This window comes from Nonomuraea sp. NPDC050227 (assembly GCF_044459705.1).
GTDB lineage: Bacteria > Actinomycetota > Actinomycetes > Streptosporangiales > Streptosporangiaceae > Nonomuraea.
Window position 1 is genome coordinate 313,148 of record NZ_JBITJF010000009.1, and the last position, 25,327, is coordinate 338,474.

The 25,327-nt window shown below is 70.3% G+C and carries 25 protein-coding genes; 15 read left to right on the plus strand and 10 right to left on the minus strand.

The genetic code is table 11. From position 1 onward, the window contains the following. Nucleotides 1-24 precede the first annotated feature (24 nt). Together ACIBK9_RS32805 and ACIBK9_RS32810 are read left to right on the plus strand one after the other, a co-directional pair. Nucleotides 25-387, plus strand: a complete 363-nt coding sequence (locus ACIBK9_RS32805) for a DUF742 domain-containing protein (RefSeq protein ID WP_125631446.1) — start codon at nucleotides 25-27, stop codon at nucleotides 385-387. Beyond that, nucleotides 368-946 carry an ATP/GTP-binding protein gene (locus ACIBK9_RS32810; protein WP_352321413.1) on the plus strand — a complete coding sequence of 193 codons (579 nt, stop codon included), beginning with the start codon at nucleotides 368-370 and terminating at the stop codon, nucleotides 944-946. Before ACIBK9_RS32805 ends, ACIBK9_RS32810 begins: the two co-directional genes overlap by 20 nt. On the opposite strand, the gene ACIBK9_RS32815 is transcribed toward ACIBK9_RS32810, so the two are convergent. Beyond that, nucleotides 943-1,344, minus strand: coding sequence for a hemerythrin domain-containing protein (locus tag ACIBK9_RS32815; protein WP_397162525.1), 402 nt, complete (start codon nucleotides 1,342-1,344; stop codon nucleotides 943-945). The two genes, ACIBK9_RS32810 and ACIBK9_RS32815, sit on opposite strands and share 4 nt — an antisense overlap. Before the next feature lie 74 nt (nucleotides 1,345-1,418). Between ACIBK9_RS32815 and ACIBK9_RS32820 the strand changes: the two genes are divergently transcribed. Next, the gene (locus ACIBK9_RS32820; protein ID WP_387667803.1) at nucleotides 1,419-1,871 is read left to right on the plus strand and encodes a MarR family winged helix-turn-helix transcriptional regulator; all 453 of its coding nucleotides are present in this window, start codon (nucleotides 1,419-1,421) and stop codon (nucleotides 1,869-1,871) included. Here ACIBK9_RS32820 and ACIBK9_RS32825 read toward each other — a convergent pair. Next, nucleotides 1,860-2,627: a TetR/AcrR family transcriptional regulator gene (locus ACIBK9_RS32825; RefSeq protein WP_397162526.1), complete on the minus strand. Its 768-nt coding sequence runs from the start codon at nucleotides 2,625-2,627 to the stop codon at nucleotides 1,860-1,862. The genes ACIBK9_RS32820 and ACIBK9_RS32825 overlap by 12 nt on opposite strands. Nucleotides 2,628-2,707: 80 nt before the next feature. Between ACIBK9_RS32825 and ACIBK9_RS32830 the strand changes: the two genes are divergently transcribed. Together ACIBK9_RS32830 and ACIBK9_RS32835 are read left to right on the plus strand one after the other, a co-directional pair. Further along, nucleotides 2,708-3,646, plus strand: a complete 939-nt coding sequence (locus ACIBK9_RS32830) for an ATP-binding cassette domain-containing protein (RefSeq protein WP_397162527.1) — start codon at nucleotides 2,708-2,710, stop codon at nucleotides 3,644-3,646. Beyond that, nucleotides 3,643-4,431 carry an ABC transporter permease gene (locus ACIBK9_RS32835; protein WP_397162528.1) on the plus strand — a complete coding sequence of 263 codons (789 nt, stop codon included), beginning with the start codon at nucleotides 3,643-3,645 and terminating at the stop codon, nucleotides 4,429-4,431. Before ACIBK9_RS32830 ends, ACIBK9_RS32835 begins: the two co-directional genes overlap by 4 nt. Before the next feature lie 6 nt (nucleotides 4,432-4,437). Here ACIBK9_RS32835 and betA read toward each other — a convergent pair whose 3' ends face one another. The 5 genes from betA to ACIBK9_RS32860 all read right to left on the minus strand — a co-directional run bounded on the left by betA (nucleotide 4,438) and on the right by ACIBK9_RS32860 (nucleotide 10,997). Continuing rightward, a complete protein-coding gene (gene betA, locus ACIBK9_RS32840) occupies nucleotides 4,438-6,084 on the minus strand; it encodes a choline dehydrogenase (RefSeq protein ID WP_397162529.1) in 1,647 nt (548 codons plus the stop codon). Then, nucleotides 6,060-6,995: an ABC transporter substrate-binding protein gene (locus ACIBK9_RS32845; RefSeq protein ID WP_397162530.1), complete on the minus strand. Its 936-nt coding sequence runs from the start codon at nucleotides 6,993-6,995 to the stop codon at nucleotides 6,060-6,062. The genes betA and ACIBK9_RS32845 overlap by 25 nt, the downstream gene beginning before the upstream one ends. 62 nt (nucleotides 6,996-7,057) lie before the next feature. Continuing rightward, on the minus strand, nucleotides 7,058-8,035 hold the full coding sequence (locus tag ACIBK9_RS32850) for an ABC transporter substrate-binding protein (protein WP_397162531.1): 978 nt from the start codon (nucleotides 8,033-8,035) through the stop codon (nucleotides 7,058-7,060). Next, nucleotides 8,032-9,945: an ABC transporter permease gene (locus ACIBK9_RS32855; protein ID WP_397162532.1), complete on the minus strand. Its 1,914-nt coding sequence runs from the start codon at nucleotides 9,943-9,945 to the stop codon at nucleotides 8,032-8,034. Before ACIBK9_RS32855 ends, ACIBK9_RS32850 begins: the two co-directional genes overlap by 4 nt. Continuing rightward, a complete protein-coding gene (locus ACIBK9_RS32860; RefSeq protein ID WP_387667788.1) occupies nucleotides 9,942-10,997 on the minus strand; it encodes a glycine betaine/L-proline ABC transporter ATP-binding protein in 1,056 nt (351 codons plus the stop codon). The genes ACIBK9_RS32855 and ACIBK9_RS32860 overlap by 4 nt, the downstream gene beginning before the upstream one ends. Nucleotides 10,998-11,338: 341 nt before the next feature. Here ACIBK9_RS32860 and ACIBK9_RS32865 point away from each other — a divergent pair, with 341 nt between their 5' ends. From ACIBK9_RS32865 to ACIBK9_RS32880, 4 genes are all read left to right on the plus strand, one after another. Then, entirely contained in the window at nucleotides 11,339-14,059 is a 2,721-nt protein-coding gene (locus ACIBK9_RS32865; RefSeq protein WP_397162533.1) for a nitrate- and nitrite sensing domain-containing protein, read from the plus strand. Next, nucleotides 14,059-14,481 (plus strand): roadblock/LC7 domain-containing protein, encoded by a 423-nt coding sequence (locus ACIBK9_RS32870; RefSeq protein ID WP_352321436.1) that lies wholly within the window; start codon nucleotides 14,059-14,061, stop codon nucleotides 14,479-14,481. Before ACIBK9_RS32865 ends, ACIBK9_RS32870 begins: the two co-directional genes overlap by 1 nt. A gap of 66 nt (nucleotides 14,482-14,547) precedes the next feature. Beyond that, entirely contained in the window at nucleotides 14,548-14,862 is a 315-nt protein-coding gene (locus ACIBK9_RS32875) for a DUF742 domain-containing protein (RefSeq protein ID WP_229824241.1), read from the plus strand. Beyond that, complete coding sequence (locus ACIBK9_RS32880) at nucleotides 14,843-15,412, plus strand: ATP/GTP-binding protein (RefSeq protein ID WP_358283685.1); 570 nt, start codon at nucleotides 14,843-14,845, stop codon at nucleotides 15,410-15,412. Before ACIBK9_RS32875 ends, ACIBK9_RS32880 begins: the two co-directional genes overlap by 20 nt. Here ACIBK9_RS32880 and ACIBK9_RS32885 read toward each other — a convergent pair. Next, nucleotides 15,406-16,365: an SIS domain-containing protein gene (locus ACIBK9_RS32885; protein WP_397162534.1), complete on the minus strand. Its 960-nt coding sequence runs from the start codon at nucleotides 16,363-16,365 to the stop codon at nucleotides 15,406-15,408. The genes ACIBK9_RS32880 and ACIBK9_RS32885 overlap by 7 nt on opposite strands. Beyond that, complete coding sequence (locus ACIBK9_RS32890; RefSeq protein WP_397162535.1) at nucleotides 16,362-17,471, minus strand: hypothetical protein; 1,110 nt, start codon at nucleotides 17,469-17,471, stop codon at nucleotides 16,362-16,364. The genes ACIBK9_RS32885 and ACIBK9_RS32890 overlap by 4 nt, the downstream gene beginning before the upstream one ends. Before the next feature lie 545 nt (nucleotides 17,472-18,016). Between ACIBK9_RS32890 and ACIBK9_RS32895 the strand changes: the two genes are divergently transcribed. The 4 genes from ACIBK9_RS32895 (at nucleotide 18,017) to ACIBK9_RS32910 (ending at nucleotide 21,839) form a co-directional block, all read left to right on the plus strand. After that, the gene (locus ACIBK9_RS32895) at nucleotides 18,017-19,138 is read left to right on the plus strand and encodes a spermidine/putrescine ABC transporter substrate-binding protein (RefSeq protein WP_357971184.1); all 1,122 of its coding nucleotides are present in this window, start codon (nucleotides 18,017-18,019) and stop codon (nucleotides 19,136-19,138) included. A 107-nt stretch (nucleotides 19,139-19,245) separates the two neighbouring features. Next, entirely contained in the window at nucleotides 19,246-20,004 is a 759-nt protein-coding gene (locus tag ACIBK9_RS32900; protein ID WP_352350262.1) for an ABC transporter permease, read from the plus strand. After that, the gene (locus ACIBK9_RS32905; RefSeq protein ID WP_358283695.1) at nucleotides 19,997-20,803 is read left to right on the plus strand and encodes an ABC transporter permease; all 807 of its coding nucleotides are present in this window, start codon (nucleotides 19,997-19,999) and stop codon (nucleotides 20,801-20,803) included. The genes ACIBK9_RS32900 and ACIBK9_RS32905 overlap by 8 nt, the downstream gene beginning before the upstream one ends. Beyond that, nucleotides 20,790-21,839 (plus strand): ABC transporter ATP-binding protein, encoded by a 1,050-nt coding sequence (locus tag ACIBK9_RS32910; RefSeq protein WP_397162536.1) that lies wholly within the window; start codon nucleotides 20,790-20,792, stop codon nucleotides 21,837-21,839. The genes ACIBK9_RS32905 and ACIBK9_RS32910 overlap by 14 nt, the downstream gene beginning before the upstream one ends. Here ACIBK9_RS32910 and ACIBK9_RS32915 read toward each other — a convergent pair. Next, nucleotides 21,833-22,438, minus strand: coding sequence for a TetR family transcriptional regulator (locus tag ACIBK9_RS32915; protein WP_352350268.1), 606 nt, complete (start codon nucleotides 22,436-22,438; stop codon nucleotides 21,833-21,835). The genes ACIBK9_RS32910 and ACIBK9_RS32915 overlap by 7 nt on opposite strands. A gap of 128 nt (nucleotides 22,439-22,566) precedes the next feature. Between ACIBK9_RS32915 and ACIBK9_RS32920 the strand changes: the two genes are divergently transcribed. Further along, the gene (locus ACIBK9_RS32920) at nucleotides 22,567-23,838 is read left to right on the plus strand and encodes a glycosyltransferase (RefSeq protein WP_397162537.1); all 1,272 of its coding nucleotides are present in this window, start codon (nucleotides 22,567-22,569) and stop codon (nucleotides 23,836-23,838) included. A gap of 18 nt (nucleotides 23,839-23,856) precedes the next feature. After that, complete coding sequence (locus ACIBK9_RS32925; RefSeq protein WP_397162538.1) at nucleotides 23,857-25,254, plus strand: aminobutyraldehyde dehydrogenase; 1,398 nt, start codon at nucleotides 23,857-23,859, stop codon at nucleotides 25,252-25,254. Nucleotides 25,255-25,327: the final 73 nt, after the last annotated feature.

Below are 25,327 nucleotides of genomic sequence, written 5' to 3' on the forward strand. Positions count from 1 at the left end.
TGATGGAACTGATGGGAGAGGGCCGTGTACGGCAGTGACGGGACCGGGGACGACGAGCCCCTGTTCCGTCCTTACGCGGTGACCGGCGGCCGTTCCGAGCCGCGGTATCACCTCGCGATGGAGACGCTGATCTCGTCGATGTCGATCCCGGACGACGAGATGGCCATGCTCACCCCCGAGCAGGAGGCCATCATGCAGCTCTGCAGGACGTTCCGGTCGGTCGCCGAGATCTCGGCCCTGCTCCGCGTCCCGCTGGGCGTGGCGAGGGTGCTAGTGGCGGACATGTCAGACGAAGGTCTCGTCCGCCTGCACCAGCCACGCCTCAGCCAGGGACAGCCAGACCTCAACATGCTCGAAAGGGTGCTCAGTGGACTTCGCAGGCTCTAGCCCCGGGCTCACTTCGACGAAGATCGTCGTCGCTGGTGGGTTCGGCGTCGGCAAGACGACGTTCGTGGGGGCGGTGTCCGAGATCCTCCCGCTCACCACGGAAGCGGTGATGACCGACGCGTCCGCGGGCATCGACGACCTCGGGTTGACGCCGAACAAGCAGACCACGACCGTCGCCATGGACTTCGGCCGGCTCTCGCTCGACCGCGACCTGATCCTGTACCTGTTCGGCACGCCCGGACAGCACCGGTTCTGGTTCATGTGGGACGACCTGGTCCGCGGCGCCATCGGCGCGGTCGTGCTGCTCGACACCCGCCGCCTGGCCGACAGCTTCCCCGCCATCGACTACTTCGAAGAGGCCAAGCTGCCGTTCGTGGTGGGCATCAACGGCTGGGACGGGCAGTTCCCGCACACCGACGACGAGGTGCGCGAGGCGCTGGCGCTGGGCTCGCACGTGCCGATCGTGCGCACCGACGCGCGCAACCGCGAGTCGGTCAAGACGACGCTGATCTCGCTGGTCGAGCACGTCGTACGGCTGCGCGCGGCCCCCGTCCGCTAGCCGCCGACCGCCCACGGGACGCTCTCCAGCGAGTTGAGCACGGGCACCAGCGCCCGCTCCTCGTAGTCGAAGTGGCTCTCCAGCTCGGCGGCGACGCGTTCGATCGCCGCCGGGTCGCTCGCCGCGCGCAGCTCCTCGACCAGCGCCGCGATCACCTCGTGCTCGCGGCGCAGCCGGTCGAGCGCCTCCTTCAGCTCCGGACGCGTGCCCTCCAGGTGGGGGAACGCCACCCGGTCCTCGCCGGAGTGGTGGAAGCTCAGCGCGTCGCAGAAGGTCAGGCAGTGTGCCCGCAGGTCGTCGGTGACGGCCCCGCCCGCGCGCAGCCTCGCCAGCTCGCCCCTGAACCAGTCGTGCACCTTGACCAGCTCGTCCCCGAAGGCCCGCACCCGCTCGTCCATGTCACTATCCTTTGCTCAGACGACGACAAATTAGCTTTGCGAACAAAGCTAATTTAGACAGCAAGGTATTGGCGATGTCAACCGACGGCTTGAGCGTGGACGAAGGCATCAGGACGCTGCTGCTCCTGATGCCGCGCATGGTGGGCCGGGCCAAGCGGCTCAAGGTGCCCGAGGCGCTGCGGTCGTTGGCGCTGGCCCCCCGGCACCTGTCGTTGCTGGCCTATCTGCTGTTCGACGGCCCGACCACGGTCAACGAGCTGGCCGGGCGCCTGGAGGTGGCGCCGGCCACCGTGAGCCTGATGGTGGGCGAGCTGAGCAGGAAGGGCGTGCTGGAGCGCCGCGAGGACGACGCCGACCGGCGCCGCACGATCGTCAGCATCGCCCCGGCCCACCAGGAGGCGATCACCGAATGGCTCGGCTACGGCGCCACGGCCTGGCGGGCCGCCCTCGACCCGCTGACGCCGCAGGAGCGGCAGACGTTCGTGCGCACCCTGCTGGCCTACGAGCAGGCGTTGTCAGCCCGCTGACCGGCTGTCGACCAGCACCTCGACGCCGTCGAGCACGCGCTGGAGGCCGAACTCGAAGGCGTGCTCGGGGCTGTAGGCGGCCTGCAGCGCCTCCCCGGCCGCCTGGCCGACGCGCGAGGCCGTGGGGAACATGGCGGGATCGGAGATCCGGCTGAGGAAGGGCGCGTGCGCGGCCCACCACTGCAGGTCCGTCATGCCGGTCTGGCTCTCGGCCTGCGCGGCCTCCACCGCACCTCTCGCGGTGCCGTGCACGAAGCCGGTGACCAGCGTGATCACCGAGTCCATCTCCAGGTCGGTCAGGCCGATGCCGTCGACGGCGCGCAGCTCGTAGTCGTACTTGGCGGTGACGTTGGGGCCGAGGACCGGGCGGCTCGCGGCCACCTGGAGCAGCCACGGGTGGCGCAGGTAGAGGGCGAAGTTCTCGCGGGCGATCAGCTCCAGCCGGGCCCGCCAGCCGCCCGGCACGTCCTCGGGGCGGGCGGTCTCGCCGTAGACGGTGTCGAGCATGACGTCGAGCAGCTCGGGTTTGCCCGGCACGTACGTGTAGAGCGACATCGTGCCCACGCCCAGCTTCTCGGCCACCCGGCGCATGGACAGCGCCGCCAGCCCCTCGGCGTCGGCCACGTCGATGGCGGCGCGGACGATGCGCTCGACGCTCAGCTCCGGCTTGCCCTTGCGGCTGGCCCGTTCGCTCGTCCGCCACAGCAGCGCGAGGCTGCGGGCCGGGTCGCCTTTGCCCGGGTACTCAACAGTCACCCTCGTACGGTACACCGTACGGTTGCATGCGTCGATCGTATGTTGTACGGTACGCCGTACGATTCGATAGGGAGGTGGCCATGTCCGCAGTGCTCGCCCAGGGCCTGCGCAAGACGTACGGCTCGAAGACGGCGCTCGACGGCATCGATCTCGACGTGCCCGCCGGCACCGTCTACGGCCTGCTCGGGCCCAACGGCGCCGGGAAGACCACCGCCGTCCGCATCCTCACCACGCTCCTTCGCCCCTCGGCCGGCCGGGCGGAGGTGGCCGGGTTCGACGTGACGGCCGAGCCCCGCCGGGTCCGCGCCGCCATCGGCCTGGTCGGCCAGCAGACGGCCGTGGACGAGATCCTGACCGGAAGGCAGAACCTGGAGCTGTTCGGCCGCCTCTACCACCTGAGCGCGCCGGCCGCCCGCGCCCGGGCCGCCGAGCTGCTGGAGCGCTTCGGCCTGACCGGGCACGACGGCCCGGCCAAGGAGCTGTCCGGCGGCCTGCGCAGGCGGCTCGACCTGGCCGCGAGCATGATCCTGGCGCCGCCCGTGCTCTTCCTCGACGAGCCCACCACCGGTCTCGACCCGCGCAGCCGCGCCGGGATCTGGAACGCGGTGCGCGAGCTGGTCGCGGGCGGCACGACCGTGCTGCTGACCACCCAGTACCTGGAGGAGGCCGACCAGCTCGCGGACCGCGTCGCGGTGATCGACTCCGGCCGGCTGGCGGCCGAGGGCACGCCGGAGGAGCTGAAGGCCAAGCTCGGCGGCGACCGGCTCGACGTGGTGATCAACGACCCGGCGCGGCTCGACGAGGCGGCAGCGATCCTCTCGGCGGCCGCCGCGGGCCCCGCCGAGATCGACCGGGACACCCGGCACGTCAGCGCCCCCGTGGCCGAGCGGGTGAGCGCGCTCACCCAGGTCCTGCCCGCGCTGGCGGCGGCCGGCATCGAGGCCGCCGACGTCGCGCTGCGCCGGCCGACCCTCGACGAGGTCTTCCTGAACCTGACGACCGCGGGAGGCGATCGATGACCGCACTCAGATGGGCGCTGGCCGACGGCTGGACCGTCGCCCGCCGCGACCTGATCCACTGGGCCAACCAGCCCATGACGGTGGTCTTCGGGGTGCTCTTCCCCGTGATGATCACCCTGGCCTTCGGCTACCTGTTCGGCGGCGCCGTCGAGGTGCCCGCGGGGGCCGACTACTTCGCCTTCCTCATGCCCGGCATGTACGGCATGACGATGCTCTTCGGCCTGAGCTCCACCATGATCGCCGTGTCCTCCGACGTCTCCAAGGGCGTCACCGACCGGTTCCGGTCGATGCCCATGGCGCCCTCGGCCGTGCTGGTCGGGCGGGCCGTGGCCGACCTGCTCAACTCGGTCCTGATCCTGGGCGGGCTGCTGCTGTGCGGCCTGGCGGTGGGCTGGCGGCCCGCCTCGGCCGGGGGCGCGCTGGGCGCGATCGGCCTGCTGCTGCTCCTGCGCTTCGCCCTGCTGTGGGCGGGCATGTACCTCGGCCTGCTCACCCGGGAGCCGGGCGCGGTGGTCGCGATCCAGACGCTGGAGTTCCCGATCGGCTTCCTGTCCAACGCCTTCGTCGCGCCCGGCACCATGCCCGGCTGGCTGGGCGCGATCTCGGAGTGGAACCCGCTCTCCTCCACGGTCGCCGCCGCCAGGCAGCTGTTCGGCAACCCGGGCTGGGGCGGCGACTCGTGGGTGGCCCAGCACGCCGTGACGATGGCGGTGCTGTGGCCGGTGGCGATCACCGTCGTCTTCTTCGTCCTGTCTGTCCGCCTGTACCAGCGTCTGGACCGTTAGACCGGGTCAGGCGTGGCGGTGGAAGGCCGTGGTGTCGGGGGCGAGGGGGGTGTTGCCGAGGATCAGGTCGGCGGACTTCTCGGCGAGCATCATGACCGGAGCGTAGATGTTGCCGTTGGTGACGTACGGCATGGCGGAGGCGTCCACGACGCGCAGGCCGTCCAGGCCGTGCACGCGCATGGTGGCGGGGTCGAGCACGGCCAGGTCGTCCACGCCCATCTTGCAGGTGCACGACGGGTGCAGGGCGGTCTCGCCGTCCTTGGCCACCCAGGCCAGGATCTCCTCGTCGGTCCGGACGTCCGGGCCGGGGGAGATCTCGCCGCCGTCCAGGCCGGCCCAGGCGGGCTGGGACAGGATGGCGCGGGCGTGCCTGATCGCCTCCACCCACTCGCGGCGGTCCTGCTCGGTGGAGAGGTAGTTGAAGCGCAGCGCGGGCTTGGCGCGGGGGTCGGCCGACCGGATCCGCACCGAGCCGCGGGCGTCGGAGTACATCGGGCCGATGTGCACCTGGTAGCCGTGCCCGCCGGCCGGCGCCGAGCCGTCGTAGCGCACGGCGATCGGCAGGAAGTGGAACATCAGGTTCGGGTACGCGACGTCGTCGTTGGAGCGGATGAACCCGCCCGCCTCGAAGTGGTTCGTGGCGCCGGGGCCGCGCCGCAGGAACAGCCAGTCGGCGCCGATGAACGGCCGCCGCCACATCGCCAGCGACGGCTGCTGCGAGACCGGCTGCGTGCAGGCGTGCTGGACGTAGACCTCCAGATGGTCCTGGAGGTTCTCGCCGACGCCCGGCAGGTCGTGCACCACCCGGACGCCCACGGACTCCAGCAGCGCCTTCGGCCCGACCCCGGACAGCTGGAGGAGCTGCGGGGTGTTGATCGCGCCGCCGCACAGCACGACCTCGCGCGCCTCGATGCGCTCGCCGCCGCACTGGACGCCCACCGCCCGCGTCCCGTCGAAGAGCACCTTCTCCACGTGGGCCCGCGTCCTGACCGTGAGGTTGGGACGGCGGCGCACCGGATGCAGGTAGGCGCGGGCCGCGCTGAGCCGGCGGCCCCGGTGGACGTTGCGGTCGAAGGCGGCGAAGCCCTCCTGGCGGTAGCCGTTCACGTCGTCGGTGAGCGGATGGCCGGCCTGCTGGACCGCCTCGAAGAACGCCTCGAACAGCGGGCCGCGGGCCGGGCCGCGCTCCAGCTTCAGCGGGCCGTCGTCGCCACGGAAGGGGGAGCCGGGGTCGGCCAGGCAGTTCTCCATGCGCCTGAAGTAGGGCAGGCAGTGGGCGTAGTCCCAGTTCTCCATGCCGGGATCGGCGGCCCAGCGCTCGTAGTCCAGCGGGTTGCCGCGCTGGAAGATCATCCCGTTGATGCTGCTGGAGCCGCCCAGCACCTTGCCGCGCGCGTGGTAGATGCGCCGGTCGTTCATGTGCGGCTCTGGCTCGGACTCGTACTTCCAGTCGTAGAACCGGCTGCCGATGGGGAACATCAGCGCGGCCGGCATGTGGATGAAGACGTCCCAGAGGTAGTCCGGCCGGCCCGCCTCCAGCACCAGCACGGACACCGACGGATCGGCGCTCAGCCGGTTGGCCAGGGCGCAGCCGGCCGAGCCGCCGCCCACGATGACGAAGTCGAAGCTCAACGCGGGATCCAGTCCTTCCACACGATCTTGTTCTCCTCCACCCACTGCCGGGCGGCCTGCTCGGCGGTCTTCTTGCCGTTGATCATCTCGGCGGCCACGGCGTTCTGGTTGTCGTTGGTCCAGGTGAAGTTGCGCACCAGCTCGTACGCCTTCCCGCCGCGCTCGGCGAACCGCCTGCTGACGATCTTGTCCAGCAGGTACGGCGGGTAGTCGCAGGCGACCCTGGCGGGCACGTCGTCGCAGCCGACCGCGTACGGGGGCAGGTTGACCTTGACCAGTTTGACCTTGGTGAACAGCCATTGCGGTTCGTAGAAATACATGAGCAGGGGCGTGCGGGTGCGCGCCGCCGTCTGCGCGGCCTTGATCAGCGCGTCCTCGCTGCCGGAGTAGACGACCTTGTAATCGAGGCCGAGGTTCTTGATGAGAACCTCGTCGTTGGTGACGAATGTCGGGTCCCCGTCGAGTACCTGACCCAAATTTCCGGTTTTGGCGGTCCGGAATAGGTGTGCGTACTTGTTCAGGTTCCGATAGTCGGTTATGTCGGGATATTTCTTGGTCATCCACTCGGGGACGTACCAACCGATCACGCCTTTGTTGCCGGTGAGCCCGGCCGACAGCGCCACCTTCTTCTGCTCGATGTACTCCTTCTTCAGGTCGTTGTGTCCCCAGTTCTCGACGATCACGTCGACCTTGCCGGATTCGAAATCGCGCCAGGAATCGCTCTCGTTGTTCTTGCGCGTGTTGACCTTGTAACCCAGCTCGTGTTCGAGCAGGTAGGCCAGGACGGCGGCCTGGGCCTCGTACCCGACCCAGGCGTGCACGTCGATGTTGACCGTGCCCTTGGCGGCGGCCCCGGTCTCGGGGGCGCCGCCGGAGCAGGACGTCAGGAGCAGGGCCGCGAGCAGCGGCCCGGCCAGCTTCTTGGTTCGCATGAGAGGTCTCCGCGACCGCGCCTCCGCCGGCGGGCGGCCGGCGCGGACGCGGTCAAGAGGGGTCACTTGGGGAGCCAGGCCTGCCACTTGGCGGTGTTGACCTCGACCCACTTCTTGGCGGCCTGCTCGCCGGTCAGGCCGTTGTTGGTCATGTCGTTGGCGACCGCGTTCTGGTCCTCGTTGGTCCAGCTGAAGTTCTTGACCAGCTCGTACGCCTTGCCGCCGGTGTCGGCGAACTTCTTGCTGACGATCTTGTCGAGGTCCAGCTCGGCGTAGTCGCAGGCGACCTTCTTGGCGTCGGCGTCGCAGCCCTCGGTGTACGGGGGCAGGTTCACCCGGGTCAGCTCGACCTTGTCGAACAGCCAGTGGGGCGTCCAGAAGTAGAACAGCAGCGCCTTCTTCTGCGCCTGCGCCTGCTCGGCCGCCTTGAGCAGGGCCGCCTCGCTGCCGCCGGTCACCACCTTGTAGTTCAGCTTGAGGTTCTTGACCAGGGCCTCGTCGTTGGTGACGTAGCTCGGGTCGCCGTCGAGGAGCTGGCCCTTGCCGCCGGACTCCGACGTCTTGAACAGGTCGGCGTACTTGTTCAGGTTCTTGTAGTCGGTGATGTCGGGGTACTTGTCGGCCATCCACTTGGGCACGTACCAGCCGATGACGCCCTTGTTGCCGGTGGAGCCCGCCGAGAGCGCGACCTTCTTCTCGTCGATGAACTTCTTCTTCAGGTCCGGATGGCCCCAGTTCTCGATGATGACGTCCACGTCGCCCGTCTCGAAGCCCTCCCAGGCGACCTGCTCCTTGATCTCGGGCAGCTGCACGTCGTACTTGAGCTCGTTCTTCAGCAGGTAGGCGACGACGTTCGCGCTGGCCTCGTAACCGACCCACGGGTTGATCGCGATCTTGACGGTGCCGGTCGTCGCCGCGCCTGAGGCGGCGCCGGCCGACGGGGCGGCGGAGCTGGGGGAGGTCTCCACCTTGGCGCCACCGCCGCAACCCACGGCGGTGAGGCCGACAACGAGCAGGCCTGCGAGCAGGCGAATCTTCATGTGCGCTTCCTCTTTCGGGGGGAAGGGCGCCTGTCGGCGCCCTGCGTGATGCGGTCGAGCATGACTCCGAGCAGGACGGTCGCGATGCCCGCCACGAAGCCCATGCCGAAATCCGTGCGCTGGGAGAAGCCGACGACCACGTCGTAGCCGAGCGCGCCCGCCCCGACCAGGCCGCCGACGACGACCATGGCCAGCGTCATCACGATGCCCTGGTTGGCGGCGAGCAGGATGGCCCGCCGCGCCATCGGCAGCTGCACCTTCCACAGCAGCTGGCCCGGGGTCGAGCCGGCCGACGCGGCCGCCTCGACGACCGTGCCGGGCACCCCTCTGATGCCGTCCTCGACCAGGCGCACCACGGGCGGCACCGCGTAGATCACCGAGGCGAAGATCGCGGTGAACCGGGTCGTCTCGAACAGGGCCAGCGCCGGGAGCAGGTAGACGAACGCGGGCATGGTCTGGGCGGCGTCCAGCAGCGGGCGCTGAACGGCCGACCAGCGTGGCGAGCGGGCCGCGGCCACCCCCAGCAGCAGGCCGACGACGAGGGTGACGAGCACCGCCACCGCGACCGTGGTCATCGTCTGCATGGCGTGCTCCCACACGCCGAGCAGCGCGATCGCCAGCAGGCAGCCGAGCGCGGTCAGCGCCGGGCGTACCCCGCTCACCCGCCAGGCCAGGGCCAGCACCGCGAGGGCGACCAGCCACCACGGGGCGGAGGTGAGCAGGCCCTCCAGCGGGTTGAGCAGGAAGGCCGAGGTCAGGTCCTTGACGAACGTCGTGACCGGGTACCAGGTCGTCTCCGCCCAGCGGACGGCGTCGTTCACCGCGCCGGCGAAGGTGACCGTCAGGCCGTCGGGCCAGCCCGCGGGCAGCGCGAGCCCGGCCGCCACGCCCGCGACCGCCAGCGCCGCCGCGACCGCCAGGTCCGGCCGGCCGAGCGACGCGTGCGCCTCGCGGCGGGCCACCGACATGAGCATGCGGTCGAGCACGACGGCCATGACCACGATGGCCAGGCCCGCCGGGAGCATGATGCCGACCTGGGCCCGCGACAGGCCGCGGATGATGTCGCCGCCCAGGCCGGGGGCCGAGATCAGGTTCGCGATCACGACCATCGACAGCGCCATCATGATGGTCTGGTTCACCGCCAGCGCCATCGTCGGACGGGCCAGCGGCAGCTGCACCTTGAACAGCGTCTGACGGCGGGTCGCGCCGAGCGACGCCGACGCCTCGACCGCCGTGGCGGAGACCCCCTCGACGGCCAGCGCGGTGATCCGGATCGCGGGCGGGATCGAGTAGATCATCGTCGCGATGGCCCCGGCCGGCGCGCCGATGTGGAAGAACAGCACGAGCGGCGCCAGGTAGGCGAACGTCGGCATGATCTGCATGACGTCCAGCACCGGCGTCAGCACCCGCCGCACCCGCGCCGACAGCCCGGCCCAGACGCCGAGCGGCACGCCGACCGCCAGCGACAGCAGCACCGAGGCCGCCACCAGCGCCAGCGTGTCCACGCTCGACTGCCACAGGCCGAGCACCCCGAACGCGCCCACGCCCGCCGCCGCGAGCAGCGCGATGCGCCAGCCGCCCGCGAGCCAGGCCAGCGCGGCCAGGACGCCGATGAGACCCGGCCAGTTCAGGGCGGTGAGCACGGTCTGGAAGAAGGTGTAGACGCCGTCGACGAACAGCCGGATGTAGTTGAGGAAGTACAGGAAGAGCGGGCTCTCGTTGCGGTGGTCGTCGATCCATTCGCGCAGCTCGGTGACCGCCAGGAACTGCGGCGCCTCCTTGTCGTGCGGCAGCGTCCCGGTGCCGCGGAAGACCAGGTACGCCACCGCGAACAGGACCGCGACCCCGGCGGGAGCGGCCCATCTGGGGATCTTGAGCCTGGTGGGGGCGCTGACCGCGGTGGTGCTCACGCGCCTGCCCTCACCGCGGCGTCCGCGCCGGCGAGGAAGGACAGCAGGTCCACTCGGTCCACGACGCCGGTCAGCTCGTCGCCGTCCATCACCCGGATCGGGCGGGAGGAGGCCGAGGCCGCGGCGATGGCGTCCTTGACCAGGGTGGTGGCGGGGAGCTGGGGGCCGTCCAGCGGCTCGCCGGGCTCGGGGGCGCGGCAGATCCAGCGCAGCGTCAGCACGTGGCTGCGCGGCACGTCGCGGACGAAGTCGGCCACGTAGTCGTCAGCCGGCGCGCCCACCAGCTCCTCGGCCGTGCCCAGCTGCACGATCGAGCCGGCCCGCATGATGGCGATGCGCTCGCCCAGCTTGAGCGCCTCGGACAGGTCGTGGGTGATGAACACCATCGTCTTGCCGACCTCGCGGTGGAGCCGGATCACCTCGGTCTGCATGTCCCGCCGGATCAGCGGGTCGAGCGCGCTGAACGGCTCGTCGAACAGCATGACCTGGGGATCGACGGCCAGCGCGCGGGCCAGGCCGACGCGTTGCTGCATGCCGCCGGAGAGCTGGTCGGGGTAGGCGCCGGCGTACCCGTCGAGGCCGACGAGGGTGAGGATCTCGGCGGCCCGCGCGTGCCTGGCGGCCCTGGGGGTGCCCTGGATCTCCAGGCCGTAGGCGACGTTGTCGATGACCCTGCGGTGCGGCAGCAGGCCGAAGTGCTGGAAGACCATGCTGACCCGGTGGCGGCGCAGCTCGCGCAGCCGGGCGGGGGAGGCGCGGCCGACGTCCTCGCCGCCGATGCTGATGCGGCCGGCGGTGGGCTCGACGAGCCTGGTCAGGCAGCGTACGAGGGTGGACTTGCCGCTGCCCGACAGGCCCATGACGACGAAGACCTCGCCGGGGCGCACCTCGAAGCTCACGTCGCGGACGGCGGCGGTGCAACCGGTCTTCTCTCGCAGAGCGGCGGGGTCGAGGTGTCTGTCCTCGCTGTCCAGCACCTTTTGCGCCCTGGATCCGAAGATCTTCCAAAGCCCTTCGACGCTGATGGCCGCGCTGTCGGGAGAATCCCGCACCCTCGCCTCCTCGATTGCCGAGGGCTCAACATATGCGGTGAATAACGCAAATCTCAACGCTGTGACCTGTGAGAGACCTGGCTGCTCCTCCCGTGTTATGCGCTTGGAACGAACTAAACGCCCATAGATGGACATACGAATGTATAGGGGGCTATTTCTGGTTGAGTGGGCGGCGAGATGGGGCTCCAGCTTTCGTCCCACTGGGCACAGAAGTTGAATTTCGCACCGATATGTGCGGGTGGCCACCTCCGCTTAGGATGTGTTCCAATTACCCGCACTTGCTGATTTCTCCCAAGGGCCACAGCCCTGACAAATACGCCGATTCGGGCGAGGTGCGTTCGGTGACAACACAGCTGGGCGAGCGGCAGGCCGTCGAAGGCAACTGGCGCCTGCGCAATTGGCGCGTACGTGCGCGCCTGGTCGCCCTCATCCTGGTGCCGACCGCCGCCGCCGTGCTGCTGGGCGGCGTCCAGGTGCTGTCCTCGACGGGCGCCGCCGCCGACTACGACCGGACGAACCGATTAGCCGTGCTGTCGGAGCAGGTGGGCGACCTGACCCACCAGCTCGCCGGTGAGCGGGCCAAGACCGCCTGGTACATCGCCAGGAACCGGCCCGTGAACGGGCTCGGCGGCGTCCGGTCCCAGATGGACCAGGTGGACGTCGCCATCAGGGAGGTACGCGGCACCGCCCAGCAGATCCTGGCCGACGTCGAGGGCCGCACCGCCGACCAGATCGAGAACATGCTCACCCGCCTGGACGACCTGACCTCGCTGCGCGAGCAGGCGATGGACGCCGACCTGCTGCCCGGCCCCGCCGTCGACCTCTACACGACGGTGATCGGCGACCTCCTCTCCATCCACACCGAACTGATCAAGGGCAGCTCCGACGACGAGCTGTTCCGCCAGACCCGCATGCTGGACGGCCTGGCCAGGGCCAAGGAGAGCGTCTCCTACCAGCAGGCGCTGCTCACCACCGTCCTCGTCGAGGGCGCCTTCGGCCAGGACCAGCTCAAGCGCTTCCTCGGCGAGCTGTCCGCCGAGACCGCCGACCGCAGGGGCTTCGCCGCCGAGGCCACCGCCGACGAGCGCCGCTTCTTCGACGAGACCGTCAACGGCCGCAGCGCCGACCGCATGTTGTTCCTGCGCGAGCTGGTGCTCATCAGGGCCTCGGCCTCGCTGCCGCTGCGCGGGCTGGACCTGGCCAAGCGCGACGACGCCAAGGAGTGGTTCGACGCCTCCAACGTCGTCGTGGACTCCATGCGCAAGGTCGAGCAGCGCCAGGCCGCCGGGATCGTGGCGCGCAGCGCCACGCTCAGCGCCGAGGAGCAGCGGCGGGCGCTGGTCATCGCGGGCGCGGTGCTCGCGCTGCTGGTCGCCGTCCTGCTGATCACCACCGGCGTGGCCAGGTCGCTGGTCCGGCCGCTGCGCAGGCTGCGCGGCGAGGCGCTGGAGATCGCCGGGCGCCGCCTGCCGGACTTCGTCCAGCATCTGCGCGAGTCGCGCGACGGCGCGGTCGACGCCGAGGTGCCGCCCATCGGCATCTTCTCCAGGGACGAGGTCGGCGAGGTCGCCCGCGCCTTCGACGAGGTGCACCGCGAGGCCGTCCGGCTGGCGGGCGACGAGGCGCGGCTGCGCTCCAACGTCAACGCGATGTTCGTCAACCTGTCGCGGCGCAGCCAGACCCTGGTCGAACGGCAGCTCACCCTGATCGAGCGCCTGGAGCGCGGCGAGCGCGACGACGAGCGCCTCGGCGACCTGTTCAAGCTCGACCACCTGGCCACCCGCATGCGCCGCAACAGCGAGAACCTGCTGGTCCTGGCCGGTCAGGAGGCCGCGCGCAAGTGGAGCGAGCCGGTCGAGCTCATGGACATCGTGCGCGCGGCGCTCGGCGAGGTCGAGAGCTACGACCGGGTCAGCGTCCAGGCGCAGTCGGACGTCGCCATCGCCGGGCAGGCCGTCACCGACGTGGTGCACCTGCTGGCCGAGCTGGTCGAGAACTCGGTCTCGTTCTCCTCGAAGGACACCAAGGTGATCATCTCCAGCAGCCGCATCGACGGCGGCGGGCTGATGGTCTCGGTGACCGACAACGGCATCGGCATGACCCCCGAGGAACTGGCCGAGGCCAACTGGCGGCTGGCCCACCCGCCGGTCGTGGACGTGTCCGTGTCGCGGCGGATGGGCCTGTTCGTGGTCGGGCGGCTGGCGCTGCGGCACAGCATCAAGGTGCAGCTCCGCCGCCAGGACATCGGCGGGCTGACCGCGATGGTGCTGATCCCGGAGATGCTGCTCGCCGCCGTCCCCGGCACGGTGGCCGGGCACCTGCACGGCTCGATGGCCGCGGCCGCGCACACCCCGGCCATGTCCGCCGTGGGCCGCCCGGACCAGGGACGCGCCGAGCCCTTCCAGAGCGCCGAGTCCTTCCAGACTGCCGAGCCGTTCCAGAGCGCCGAGCCGTTCCGAAGCGCTGAGCCGTTCCGAAGCGCCGACCCGTTCCGCAGCGCCGACCCGTTCCAGAGTGCCGAGCCCTTCCAGGGCGCCGAGTCGTACGCGCCGCCCACGGCCCCGATGCCCGCCTACGGGCACCCGTCGTTCGACCCCATGCCGTCGGCGTCCGAGTCGTCGTGGTTCACCTCGTCCTCCTCGCAGTCGGTCGAGCAGCCGGAGCCGCCGGCGTCCGGGGCGTCGTACCCGTCGTTCGCCACAGGGCCCGAGCCGGCCGGGCCGGCGGCCGGGAACGAGTTCCTGCCGATCTTCGCCTCCGTCGAGGAGAGCAGCTGGTTCAGCAAGGCCGCGCCGACCGCCGACCGGCGGGACCCGGCCTGGTCGTCGCCCGCCGACCAGGGCTGGCAGGCGGCGAACACGACCGCCGAGCCCGCCCAAGGCGGCACCACGAACTCCGGCCTGCCCAAGCGCACGCCGCGAGCGAATCTGGTACCGGGTACCGCGGTTCCCCAGCCGCCGCCCGTGCCGGCTCCTCCGCCGTCCCCCGACCGGCTGCGCAGCCGGCTGGCCAGCTACCAGCAGGGCGTGCGCAAGGGCCGAGCCGAGCTAGAGGAGGACTGATGAAGGAACTGAGCCAGGGGGCCAGGGACATCAACTGGCTGGTGAGCGCGTTCGTCGAGGAGGTGCCCGGCGTGGCCCACGCCGTGGTCGTCTCCGCCGACGGCCTGCCGATGGCCTTCTCCCGCGGCTTCCCCAAGGACCGCGCCGACCAGCTCGCCGCCATCGCGGCCGGGCTGGTCAGCCTGACGCAGGGGTCGGCGCGGGTGTTCGAGGGCGGCGGCGTCACGCAGACCCTGGTGGAGATGGAACGCGGGCTGCTGCTGGTGATGTCGATCAGCGACGGGTCGTGCCTGGCGGTGCTGGCCGCGCCCGACTGTGACATGGGCCTGGTGGCGTACCAGATGACGATTCTGGTCGAACGCACGGGGCAGGTGCTGACCCCTGCCGTACGGGCGGAGTTGTCATCCGCGCGCCCCTGGTGATGGGAGTGGACGTTGGCATCGTGGCATGACGGGGAGCCGGAGCCCCAGCGCAGCTCGCTGGTGCGCATGTACGCCGTGACCGGCGGCAGGACGGCGCCGCGCACCGGCCTGGCCATGGAGGCGCTGGTCTCGTCGGCGACCTCGGCCCGGCTCGGCATGACCTACACCCGCGAGTACCGCGCGATCAGCGAGCTGTGCCGCCAGGTGCGCTCGGTGGCCGAGATCTCCGCGCTGCTGGCCGTGCCGCTCGGCGTGGCGCGGGTGCTGGTCGCCGACATGGAGGCGGACGGGCTGGTCAAGGTCTACCAGCCGCAGCTGGAGGCCGGGCTGCCGGACCGCAGGCTGCTGGAGAGGGTCCTGAGTGGACTTCGCCGGCTCTAGCCCAGCGCTCACCTCGACGAAGATCGTCGTGGCGGGCGGGTTCGGCGTGGGGAAGACCACCTTCGTCGGCGCGGTGTCGGAGATCGTGCCGCTGACCACCGAGGCCGTGCTGACGGACGCCTCGGCCGGCATCGACGACCTCGCGCACACCCCGGGCAAGTCCACCACCACGGTCGCGATGGACTTCGGCCGCGTCTCCCTCGAACGCGACCTGATCCTCTACCTGTTCGGCACGCCCGGCCAGCACCGGTTCTGGTTCATGTGGGACGACCTGGTGCGCGGCGCGATCGGCGCGGTCGTGCTGGTGGACACCCGCCGCCTGGCCGACAGCTTCCCCGCCGTCGACTACTTCGAGGAGGCCGGGCTGCCGTTCGTCGTCGGCCTGAACGGCTGGGACGGTCGCTTCCCGCACGTGGAGAGCGAGGTGCGCGAGGCGCTCACGCTCTCACCGCAGGTGCCCATCGTGCGCACGGACGCGCGGGCCCGCCAGTCGGTCAAGAACACCCTGATCACCCTGGTCGAGCACGTGATCGGCGCCCGTCCCTACTGAGCGTTCCACCAGTACGCGGCCACCAGCTCGGCCACCAGCGTCTCGGTGAGCAGCGCCACGCCGGGGTCGTCGTCGTGCGCGTAGCGGATCGCCGCCGCGGCGTCCTTCACCTCGCCGCCCACGGAGATCACCGTGGAGCCGCGCTCGCGCACCCAGTCCATGGCCTGCTCGTCGTAGCGGGAGCCGGGGAAGAGCAGCGCCCGGTAGTCGAGGGTCTTGGTGAGGTAGACGTCGACGTGCGACCAGTCGCCCGCCTCGCAGGCGTCGGCCGCGCGGCGCGGGCCCTCGCGGAACATCAGCGCCGACTGCTCGGCCGACGACAGCCGCTCGGCGGGGGCGATCGTGTAGACGCCGTGGGGCCCGTCCAGGAGCTCCATGGTCAGCGGGAGCCATTCGTCCCGGCGGTCCAGGAGGTCGCGGGTGGCCTCGGCGGCGCGGGTGAGCAGCGCGGGCAGGTCGCCGCCCGTCCTGGTGAGCCGGGCTTCGAGCGCCAGCAGCAGGGCCAGCGTGTGCTGGAACGTCCGGCAGGCCACGCCGCCGCGCTCCTCGCCCGCGCCCATGGGGACGACCAGGTCGGCCGCCTCGGTGACGGGCGAGCCGGGCACGTTGGTGATCGCGGCCACGTACGACGGGCCCCCGGCGTAGCGGGCGAGGGCGTCGAGGGTCTCGCGGCTGCCGCCGGTGGCCGAGATCGGCACGACCAGCGTGTCCGGCCCGGCCGGGTAGGTCGCCGCGGCCGAGGCGTAGTCGGCGTAGGCGTCCACGCCGGCCGCGCGCAGGCGCAGGGCCGCCACCCCGGCGGCGTACCGGGAGCTGCCCATGCCGAGGAACAGCACCCGGCGCACGCCCTCGGGCAGCCCGGCGAAGGGATCGGCCGCGCGCAGCCTGTCGGCGAGGGCGGCCAGGGCGGCGGGCTTGGCCTCCAGGTCGGCCAGGTAGAGCTCGGGATTCACGGCAGGTTCTCCTCGGGGTACCAGGTGCGCAGCACGCCCATGGGGGCGTAGCGCCAGCGGGGCAGGTGGCGGGCGGCGTAGATCAGCTCGCGGCACTCCTGCTCGACCTCGAACGGGCGGATCAGGGTCTCCTCCAGCAGGTCGGAGCGGCCGAGGCCGGACAGGCGGTCGCGGTAGGCGTCCAGCAGGCCGGCCCGGGCCCGCGCCGCCCAGGCCGCGGCGTGGGCGGGCGGGGTGCCCCGGCGCTTGACGGCGACCTGGGCCACGTGCTCCAGGCTGGTGGTGAGCTGGGCGACGTCCCTGGCGGCCGGCTGGCGCACGCCGGTGTCGGCCACGGTCGGGTTGCCGTCGAAGTCGATCACGGCGTAGCCGTCGCGCCACCGCAGGATCTGGCCGACGTGCAGGTCGCCGTGGATCCTGATCACCGGGCCCGCGAAGCCCGCGCGCAGCGGCTCCAGCTCGCCGGCCAGGGCGCCGGCCCGCGTGGCCAGCCACGCGCCGTCGGCGCCGCCGGTGAGGGCGAGCGCCTCGGCCAGCGCGTCCGCGGCCCGCGCCGCCGGGTCCGCCTGCCGCGCGGACGAGCCGCCGGGCAGGGTGGACAGCGCGACGTGCAGGTCGGCGGCCAGCCGGCCGAGCTCGCCGGCGAACCGCGTGCCGCCGGACTCGGCCTCGTCCACGCACCACTCCCAGCCGTCGCGCGCCTCGGGCAGGTAGCCGGTCACCAGCGCGAGCAGCTCCTCGCCGGCGTCCGACGCGCGGGTCAGCGCCAGGTACGGGGGCGCGGTGCCGGTGAAGCCGACCTCGACGAGGTGGGCGAAGATCTCGGGCGTCGGGTGGGGCAGCGGGACCGGCGGGGCCAGCCACTTCACGACCATCCGCTCGTCCACCACGACCGAGTGGTTGGTCTGGTCGACGTGCGGCCCGAAGCCGCGCTCGGCGGCCGTCGCCGCGAGGACGGGAAGGTCATGGAACCGGCGGACGGCGAACGGGGGCGGCGGGTCGTGCGCCAGCGCCCGCAGCAGGCTCGCGGACAGGCCGTGATCCCGGTCGGAGACGGGCTCCGCCGCGAGGGCGGCGAGCCGAGGCGCAATTGAATCCCAGTTCAACAGATTGACCATCGTTCCCGATCGACGTGTGGAAGGAAGTCTCGCTCATGTTGATATCCGCTGCAACTTCGCCCTCTTCGGAGCCCGTCCGCGTATTAGGGGAAAAGCGCCTGCGCCGGTCAGGAGGGTACGGTCCCGCCCCCGGTGCTCGCTCCGGGCCGCCCCTGCCTCCATGCGCCAGTGGGGTCCGCGCGGTGTCACCGCGACCGATAACCCGCTCTGAGCGGATCCGGATCGTTCACCCGTTCGCTGAGCACCCGCCAGGGATCGCACGCTCCCGAGCCGATAGATTACGGCTGGGAGAGATGGCGCGAAGAGCGCGGCCCAAAGGCGGTCCGTACGCGAGGTGAGAGGTCCCTCACGGACCGGGATGAGGCGACTCCGTTATTGAATCTCGATTCAACACTCTGATCAAACTTCCTGGTAGCAATGTCGGGAAAAGTCTTGCTCATGTTGATTTCTGCTGCAACACTCCTGCTCTGGTCTGCCGTGTCCAGTAAGGTCGCGCGACCCCTCAATCCTCAGCACCAGAAGGAGTAGCGGCCGTGTCCCGTAACCGGTTCACCCGTCGTCTTCCGGCCGCCGTGGCGGTGGCCGGCCTCGCGCTAGCCGTCGCGGCGTGCGGCGGTGGGTCGTCGAGCAGCTCAGACGGCACGACCGCGGCCAAGGCCGAACAGCTCCAGCCCAACGCCGACCTGACCAAGCAGTCGCTCCAGGTGACCGTCTGGCCGGGCTACACCCCGGAGGAGCTGCCCGAGAAGGTCAAGCAGCAGCTCAAGGTCAAGGAGATGGGGATCACCAACCACGACACGAACGAGCTGGCGATGGCCAAGCTGACCGCCTCCGGCGACAGCGGCATCGACGTGGCGTTCGTGTCCGGCCAGTACGCCCAGGCGCTCAACGCCCAGGGCCTGCTGGAGCCCATCCACGCGGAGCTGATCCCCAACCTGGCCAATCTCTACCCCGAGGCCACGCAGCTCTCCTACGACAAGGGCAACAAGTACTCGGTGCCCTACACCTGGGGCACCACCGGCATCTGCTACCGCAGCGACCTGGTGAAGACGCCGCCGACGAGCTGGAACGACATCCTCAAGCCCGCCTCCTGGGCCGAGAAGAAGGTCACCATGATGACCACCGAGCGCTGGCTGGTCCTGCCCGCGCTCAAGGCGCTCGGCTACTCGGTCAACACCGAGAAGGACGAGGAGATCGCCAAGGCCAAGGAGCTCCTGGTCTCGCAGAAGCCGCACCTGCTGCGCTACGACGACACCACCTTCGGCGACCGGCTGAAGTCCGGCGAGGCCATCATGGTCGAGGCGTGGGACGGCTGGTGCCCGACCACGGACGAGAAGCAGAACATCAAGTTCGTGGTGCCGAAGGAGGGCAGCGACCTCTGGGTGGACACCATGGTGATCATGAAGTCCTCCAAGAACAAGGAGGCGGCCCACGCCTTCATCAACATGATCCTCGACCCGGAGATCCACCGCTGGGCGGCCGAGAACATCAACTACAAGGTCCCCAACAAGGCCGCCATGGACAAGGTGACCATCCCCAAGGGCTCGCTGCTGGACATCAAGCCGGCGGAACTGCTCAACGGTGAGTCGATCATCGACCTGGGACAGGCGTCGACCAAGTTCAGCCGCCTGTCGCAGGAAGTCACGGCCGGATAGTCGTTGGTGCAGTGAGATCCGAGGTCAAGGCCCGGCCGGTGTCCCGTAAGCGGGGTCGCCGGCTGGGCGCGTTCGTTTTCCTTTCGCCAGGTCTGACGTACCTGGTCGTGCTCCTCCTCGTGCCGCTGGCGCTGGTGCTCAGCTACACCGTCTTCCAGCGGGGGCGCTTCGGGGGCATCGTCTACGAGTTCACGCTGGAGAACTTCCAGCGCCTGTTCGACTCCCTCTACCTGAACGTCGTCGGCGACTCGCTGAAGATGGCGACGATCGCCACGCTGATCGCGTTGCTGCTCGGCTACCCGACGGCGTACCTGATCGCCCAGCTCCCGTCGAAGTGGAAGACGATCGCCCTGGTGGCGGTCGTGCTGCCCTTCTGGACGAACTTCATCATCCGCGTCTACGCGTGGATCATCATGCTCAGCAGTCAGGGGCTGCTCAGCTCCCTGCTGGGCAAGGAGATGGAGCTGCTGTACACCCAGGGCGCGATCGTCACCGGGCTGCTCTACTCGTACCTGCCGCTCATGGTGCTGCCGTTGTACTCCTCGATCGAGAAGCTCGACCCGCAGTTGCGCGAGGCGTCGGCGAACCTCGGGGCCTCGGCGTTCACCACGTTCCGGAAGGTGACGCTGCCGCTCACCCTGCCCGGCGCGCTGACCGGGGCGATGTTCGTGTTCGTGCCGAGCTTCGGCAACTTCGTCATCCCCGAGATGCTCGGCGGCAACAAGTCCATCATGGTGGGGAACCTGATCCGCAACCAGTTCCTGGTCGCGCGCGACTGGCCGTTCGGCTCGGCGCTGGTGCTGGCGCTGATCGCGGTGCTGATCCTGCTGCTGCTCGTGCAGGCGTGGGCGGCCCGCCGTGCGTAGACCCAAGCTGCTGTACGTGCCGTTCTGGGCGACCTACGCCTTCCTGTACGTGCCGATCATCGTCCTGGTCGTCATGTCGTTCAACTCCGGCAAGTCGGCCTACACCTACGAGGGCTTCAGCCTCAAGTGGTACGGCGAGCTGGCCGCCGACGAGAAGATCCGAGAGGGCCTGGTCAACACCCTGATCGTGGCCCTCGGCTCGACGGCGATCGCCACCGTGCTGGGCACGTTGCTGGCCGTCGGCCTGGCCCGGTACACCAGATCGAAGCTGCTCGACGCGATCTCGCTCATGCCGGCCGTGCTGCCCGACCTGGTGCTCGGGATCGGACTGCTGGTCCTGTACGCCCTGATCAACACCTTCCTGGCCCAGTGGGACGCCCAGTTCGCGCTGGGCCTGCCCACGGTGACCATCGCGCACGCCGTGTTCTCGATGGCGTTCGTCGCGGCGGTGGTGCGCACCCGGCTCACCAACGCCGACACCTCGCTGGAGGAGGCCTCGCGCGACCTGGGGGCCGGGCCGGTGGTCACGTTCATGAAGGTCACGCTGCCGCAGCTGGTGCCCGGGATCGTCGCCGGGGCGCTGCTGGCGTTCACGCTGTCGCTGGACGAGTTCGTGATCGCCTTCTTCACGATCGGCAACGCCGAGCCGACGCTGCCGATCGTCATCTACTCAATGGTTCGTTTCGGGGTGACCCCGAAGATCAACGCGCTGGCCGCGATCCTGCTCCTCGTGAGCTTCACGGCGGTGATCGCCGGGCAGCGGATGACCAAGATCGGGAAATCACGTGCTCAGGATTGACGGGGTCACCCGCAGGTTCGGTGACGTCACCGCGCTCGACGGCGTCTCGCTGGAGATCGAGCAGGGCGAGTTCTTCGCCCTGCTCGGGCCCTCCGGCTGCGGCAAGACCACCCTGCTGCGCATCATCGCCGGGTTCGAGACGCCGGACGCCGGCACGGTCACGCTCGACGGCGAGGACCTGCTGTCCAAGCAGCCCAACCGGCGGCCGATCAGCCTCATGTTCCAGTCGTACGCGCTGTTCCCGCACATGACCGTGGCCAAGAACGTGGCCTACGGCCTGGAGCGGGAGAAGCTGCCCCGGCAGGAGATCAAGCAGCGGGTCGGCGAGGTGCTGGAGACCGTGGGCCTGTCGGCGCACGCCTCGCGCAAGCCCGCGCAGCTGTCCGGCGGCCAGCGGCAGCGGGTCGCGCTGGCCCGCTCCATCGTCAAGCGGCCGCGGCTGCTGCTGCTCGACGAGCCGCTGTCGGCCCTGGACAAGAAGGTCCGCGCGGACATGCAGCTGGAGCTCAAGCGGCTGCAGAGCGAGGTCGGCATCACCTTCGTGGTCGTCACGCACGACCAGGAGGAGGCCATGTCGCTGGCCGACCGCATCGCGGTCTTCGACAGCGGCAGCGTGCGCCAGGTGGACGCCCCCGTGGCCCTGTACGAGCGCCCGCGCTCGCCGTTCGTGGCCGACTTCGTCGGGGCGAACAACCTGTTCGAGGGCGTCTGCACCGGCCTGGACGGGATCAAGAGCGAGGAGTTCGGCATGCTGGCCGGCACGCCGCTCGAAGACCTGGCCGCCGACTCCAAGGCGCTGCTCGCGGTGCGGCCCGAGAAGATCGAGCTGGCCGACGAGAACGCGACGCGGGGCCTGAAGGGCAGCGTCCTGGACGTGAGCTTCTACGGCGGCGTCTCGCACATCTCCGTGGACGTGCCGGGACGGGCCAAGCCCGTGCTCGCCGCGGTGCAGGGGGCGAGCACGGTGCAGCCCGGCGCCAAGGTGAAGGTGCGCTGGGAGGCCCAGGACGCCGTCATCATGGCGGTCGATCAATGAGCCAGGTCGTTGCCCGTCGCCGCCCGCGCGTACGACAGGATCAGCTCGGCCGCCTCGTCGGGGCCGATCAGCGGGTGCCTGGCGGTGATGCGGTAGCCGTAGGCGTCCTCCAGGGCCACCAGGTTGCGCGCGACGGTCACGGAGTCGGCCGTCAGCCGGAAGACCCCGAGCGCGGCCCCGGTGTCCAGGATCGCCTGGTACATCGACACCTGGCGGTCGTACAGCGAGGTGAGCAGCACGCCGTAGACCCGGTTGCGGCCCGCGGCGCCGCCCAGCTCGTTGAGCAGGCGGACGTCGGGGTCGAGCGGCCCGGTCGGCAACCCCGACCGGATCGTGACGACCAGCTTCTCGACCGGGTCGGTGAAGTCGGCCAGGCGGCGCATGCGCAGCTCGTAGAACCGCTCCATGCCCGCGTGCTGCGCCTCGACCAGCAGTTCGCCCAGGTCGGGGTAGTGGTAGAGCACGGCGCCGGAGGTCAGACCGGCCTCCTCGGCGACGTGCGAGAGCTGTACTCCGTCGATGCCGTGGCGGATGATGGCTCGGCGCGCGGCCTCGATCAAGTCGATGCGCCGGTCACTACGGCTTTTGCGCTGGGCCACGACCACCACCCCCCGTGCGTTTGGTCACCATTCAGATCGGCCGTGACCATAGTGCACTTAACTTGCGCTTCACGCTAGATGAGTATTTGAATTCCTCTTCAATTTGACGAGTTCCCCCGGAGTTCACGATGTCCCTCACCATCCTGTTCATGCCAGAGAGCGCGTACGGCCCCACGAACAACTGCATCGGCGTCGGCGACATTCTCCGCCGTCGCGGGCACCGCGTCGTCTTCGCCGCGGAGTCGTCCTGGAAGGGCAAGCTCGAAGCGCTCGGCTTCGAGGAGGATCTCGTCGACCTGGCCCCGCCGCCCGAGAACGCCGAGGAGCAGGACGCCGGCCAGTTCTGGAAGGACTTCATCCGCGAGACCGCGCCGGAGTACCGCAAGAGCACGCTGGAGCAGCTCGACACCGTCATCAAGCCCATCTGGGACTCCCTCATCGACGGCGCCAAGTACTGCGAGCCGCAGCTCAAGGCCATCATCGAGCGGGTGAACCCGGACGTGATCGTCGAGGACAACGTGATCACGTTCCCGGCGCTGCTCACGGCGGGCAAGAAGTACGTCCGGATCGTCTCCTGCAACCCGCTGGAGGTGCGCGGCGAGAACGTCGCGCCGGTCTTCTCCGGCCTGCCCGCGGACGACCGCTCCGGCTGGGACGCCTTCCGCGCCGAGTACGACCGCACCCACCGCGAGATCTGGACCGCCTTCAACGAGTGGTGCGTCGAGCAGGGCACCGCCCCGCTGCCCGACCTGGACTTCATCCACGAGGGCGACCTGAACCTCTACGTCTTCCCCGAGATCCTCGACTACACCGACGCCCGCCCGCTCGGCCCGAGCTGGCACCGGCTCGACTCCTCGGTCCGCGAGACCGACGAGGACTTCACGCTGCCCTTCGAGCGTAATGACGGCTCGCTCATCTACTTCTCGCTCGGCTCACTCGGCTCCTCCGACGTGGAGCTGATGCAGCGCGTGATCGACATCCTGGCCGGCACGCGGCACCAGTACATCGTCTCCAAGGGCCCGCTGCACGAGGAGATCAAGCTCGCCGACAACATGTACGGCGCCGAGTTCCTGCCGCAGACGAAGATCATCCCCCTGTGCGACCTGGTCATCACGCACGGCGGCAACAACACCACCACCGAGGCGGCGCACTTCGGCAAGCCGATGATCGTGCTGCCGCTGTTCTGGGACCAGTACGACAACGCCCAGCGGGTGGACGAGCTGGGCTACGGCGTCCGGCTTTCCACCTACACCTTCACCGACGAGGAGCTGACCGGCGCGGTGGAGCGCCTGCTCGGCGACACCGAGATGCGCGCGAGGCTCGCCGCGGCGGGCGAGGAGATCCGCCGCCGCGACGGCCTGCGCAAGGCCGCCGACCTGATCGAACAGCTCGGCCAGTAGGGATTTCGAGGACCTTCCATGCGTGAACTGATCAACCCCGCCACCGGCCTCCCGTGCGCCGAGATCCCGGACACCCCGGTGGCCGACGTGGCGGCGGCCGTCCGGACCGCCCGGGGCGCGTTCGAGGAGTGGGCCCAGACCACCCCCGCCGAGCGCCAGCGGCTGCTGCTGCGCCTGGCCGACCTGGTGGAGGCCGACGCCGAGGAGCTGACCCGGCTGGAGGTGGAGGAGACCGGCAAGCCGGCGGCCGTCTTCAGGGACGGCGAGCTGCCCTTCGCCGTCGACAACCTGCGCTTCTTCGCCGGCGCCGCCCGTTCGCTCGAAGGGTCGGGGGCCGGGGTGTTCAGCGCCGGCTACACCTCGGTGCTGCTGCGCCGTCCGGTCGGGGTGGTGGGGTCGATCGCGCCGTGGAACTTCCCGTTCGTCATGGCGGTGTGGAAGGTCGGCCCGGCCGTGGCCGCCGGGAACGCCGTGGTCATCAAGCCGGCGCCGCAGACGCCGCGCACGACGCTGCGCCTGGCCGAGCTGTTCGCCAAGGCGGGCGCGCCCGAAGGGCTCGTCCAGGCGGTCACCGGCGACGCCGAGGTCGGCCAGGCGCTGGTCACCGACCCGGGCGTGGACATGGTCAGCGTCACCGGCTCGACCGGCACCGGCCGGGCGGTCATGACCGGCGCGGCGGCCACGCTCAAGCGGGTGCACCTCGAACTCGGCGGCAAGGCGCCCGCCCTGGTCTTCCAGGACGCCGACCTGGCCGAGATGGCCCGCGGCGTGGCCATGGGCGCCACGTACAACACCGGCCAGGACTGCACCGCGGCCACCCGCGTCTACCTCGCCCGCGAGATCTACGACGACGCCGTCGAGGCCATCCGGGCGACCCTCGCCGAGATCACCGTGGGCGACCCCTGGGACCCGGCGACGGACATCGGCCCGCTGATCTCGGCCGCCCACCGCGAGCGCGTGCACGGCTTCGTCGCGCGCTCGGGCGGACGGGTCGTGCACGGCGGCGCGCCCGTCGAGGGGCCGGGGTTCTTCTACCCGCCGACGCTTGTGACCGATGTCGCACAGGACAGCGAGATCGTCCAAGGTGAACTTTTCGGACCGGTCCTTGTGGCGCTGCCGTTCGACGGCGAGGACGAGGCCGTCCGGCTGGCCAACGACACCCCGTACGGGCTGGCCTCGTCGGTGTGGTCGCGCGACGTCGCGCGGGCGATGCGCGTGTCCCATCGGCTCGACGTGGGCGTGACCTGGGTGAACGATCATTTGCCGATCGCCAGCGAGGCGCCGCACGGCGGCGTGAAGGGCAGCGGGTTCGGCAAGGACATGAGCCAGGAGGCGGTGCAGGAGTATTCGGTGACGCGTCACCTCATGGTCAAGCACGCGGCGCCCGTGGAGCGGGATTCGTTCCGGCCCGCCTGAAAACGTGTACGGCGATATGACGCCCAAAGTGTCGCTTTGGGTGCATTTAGTGGGAAATGTGCGGTTGGCCGTC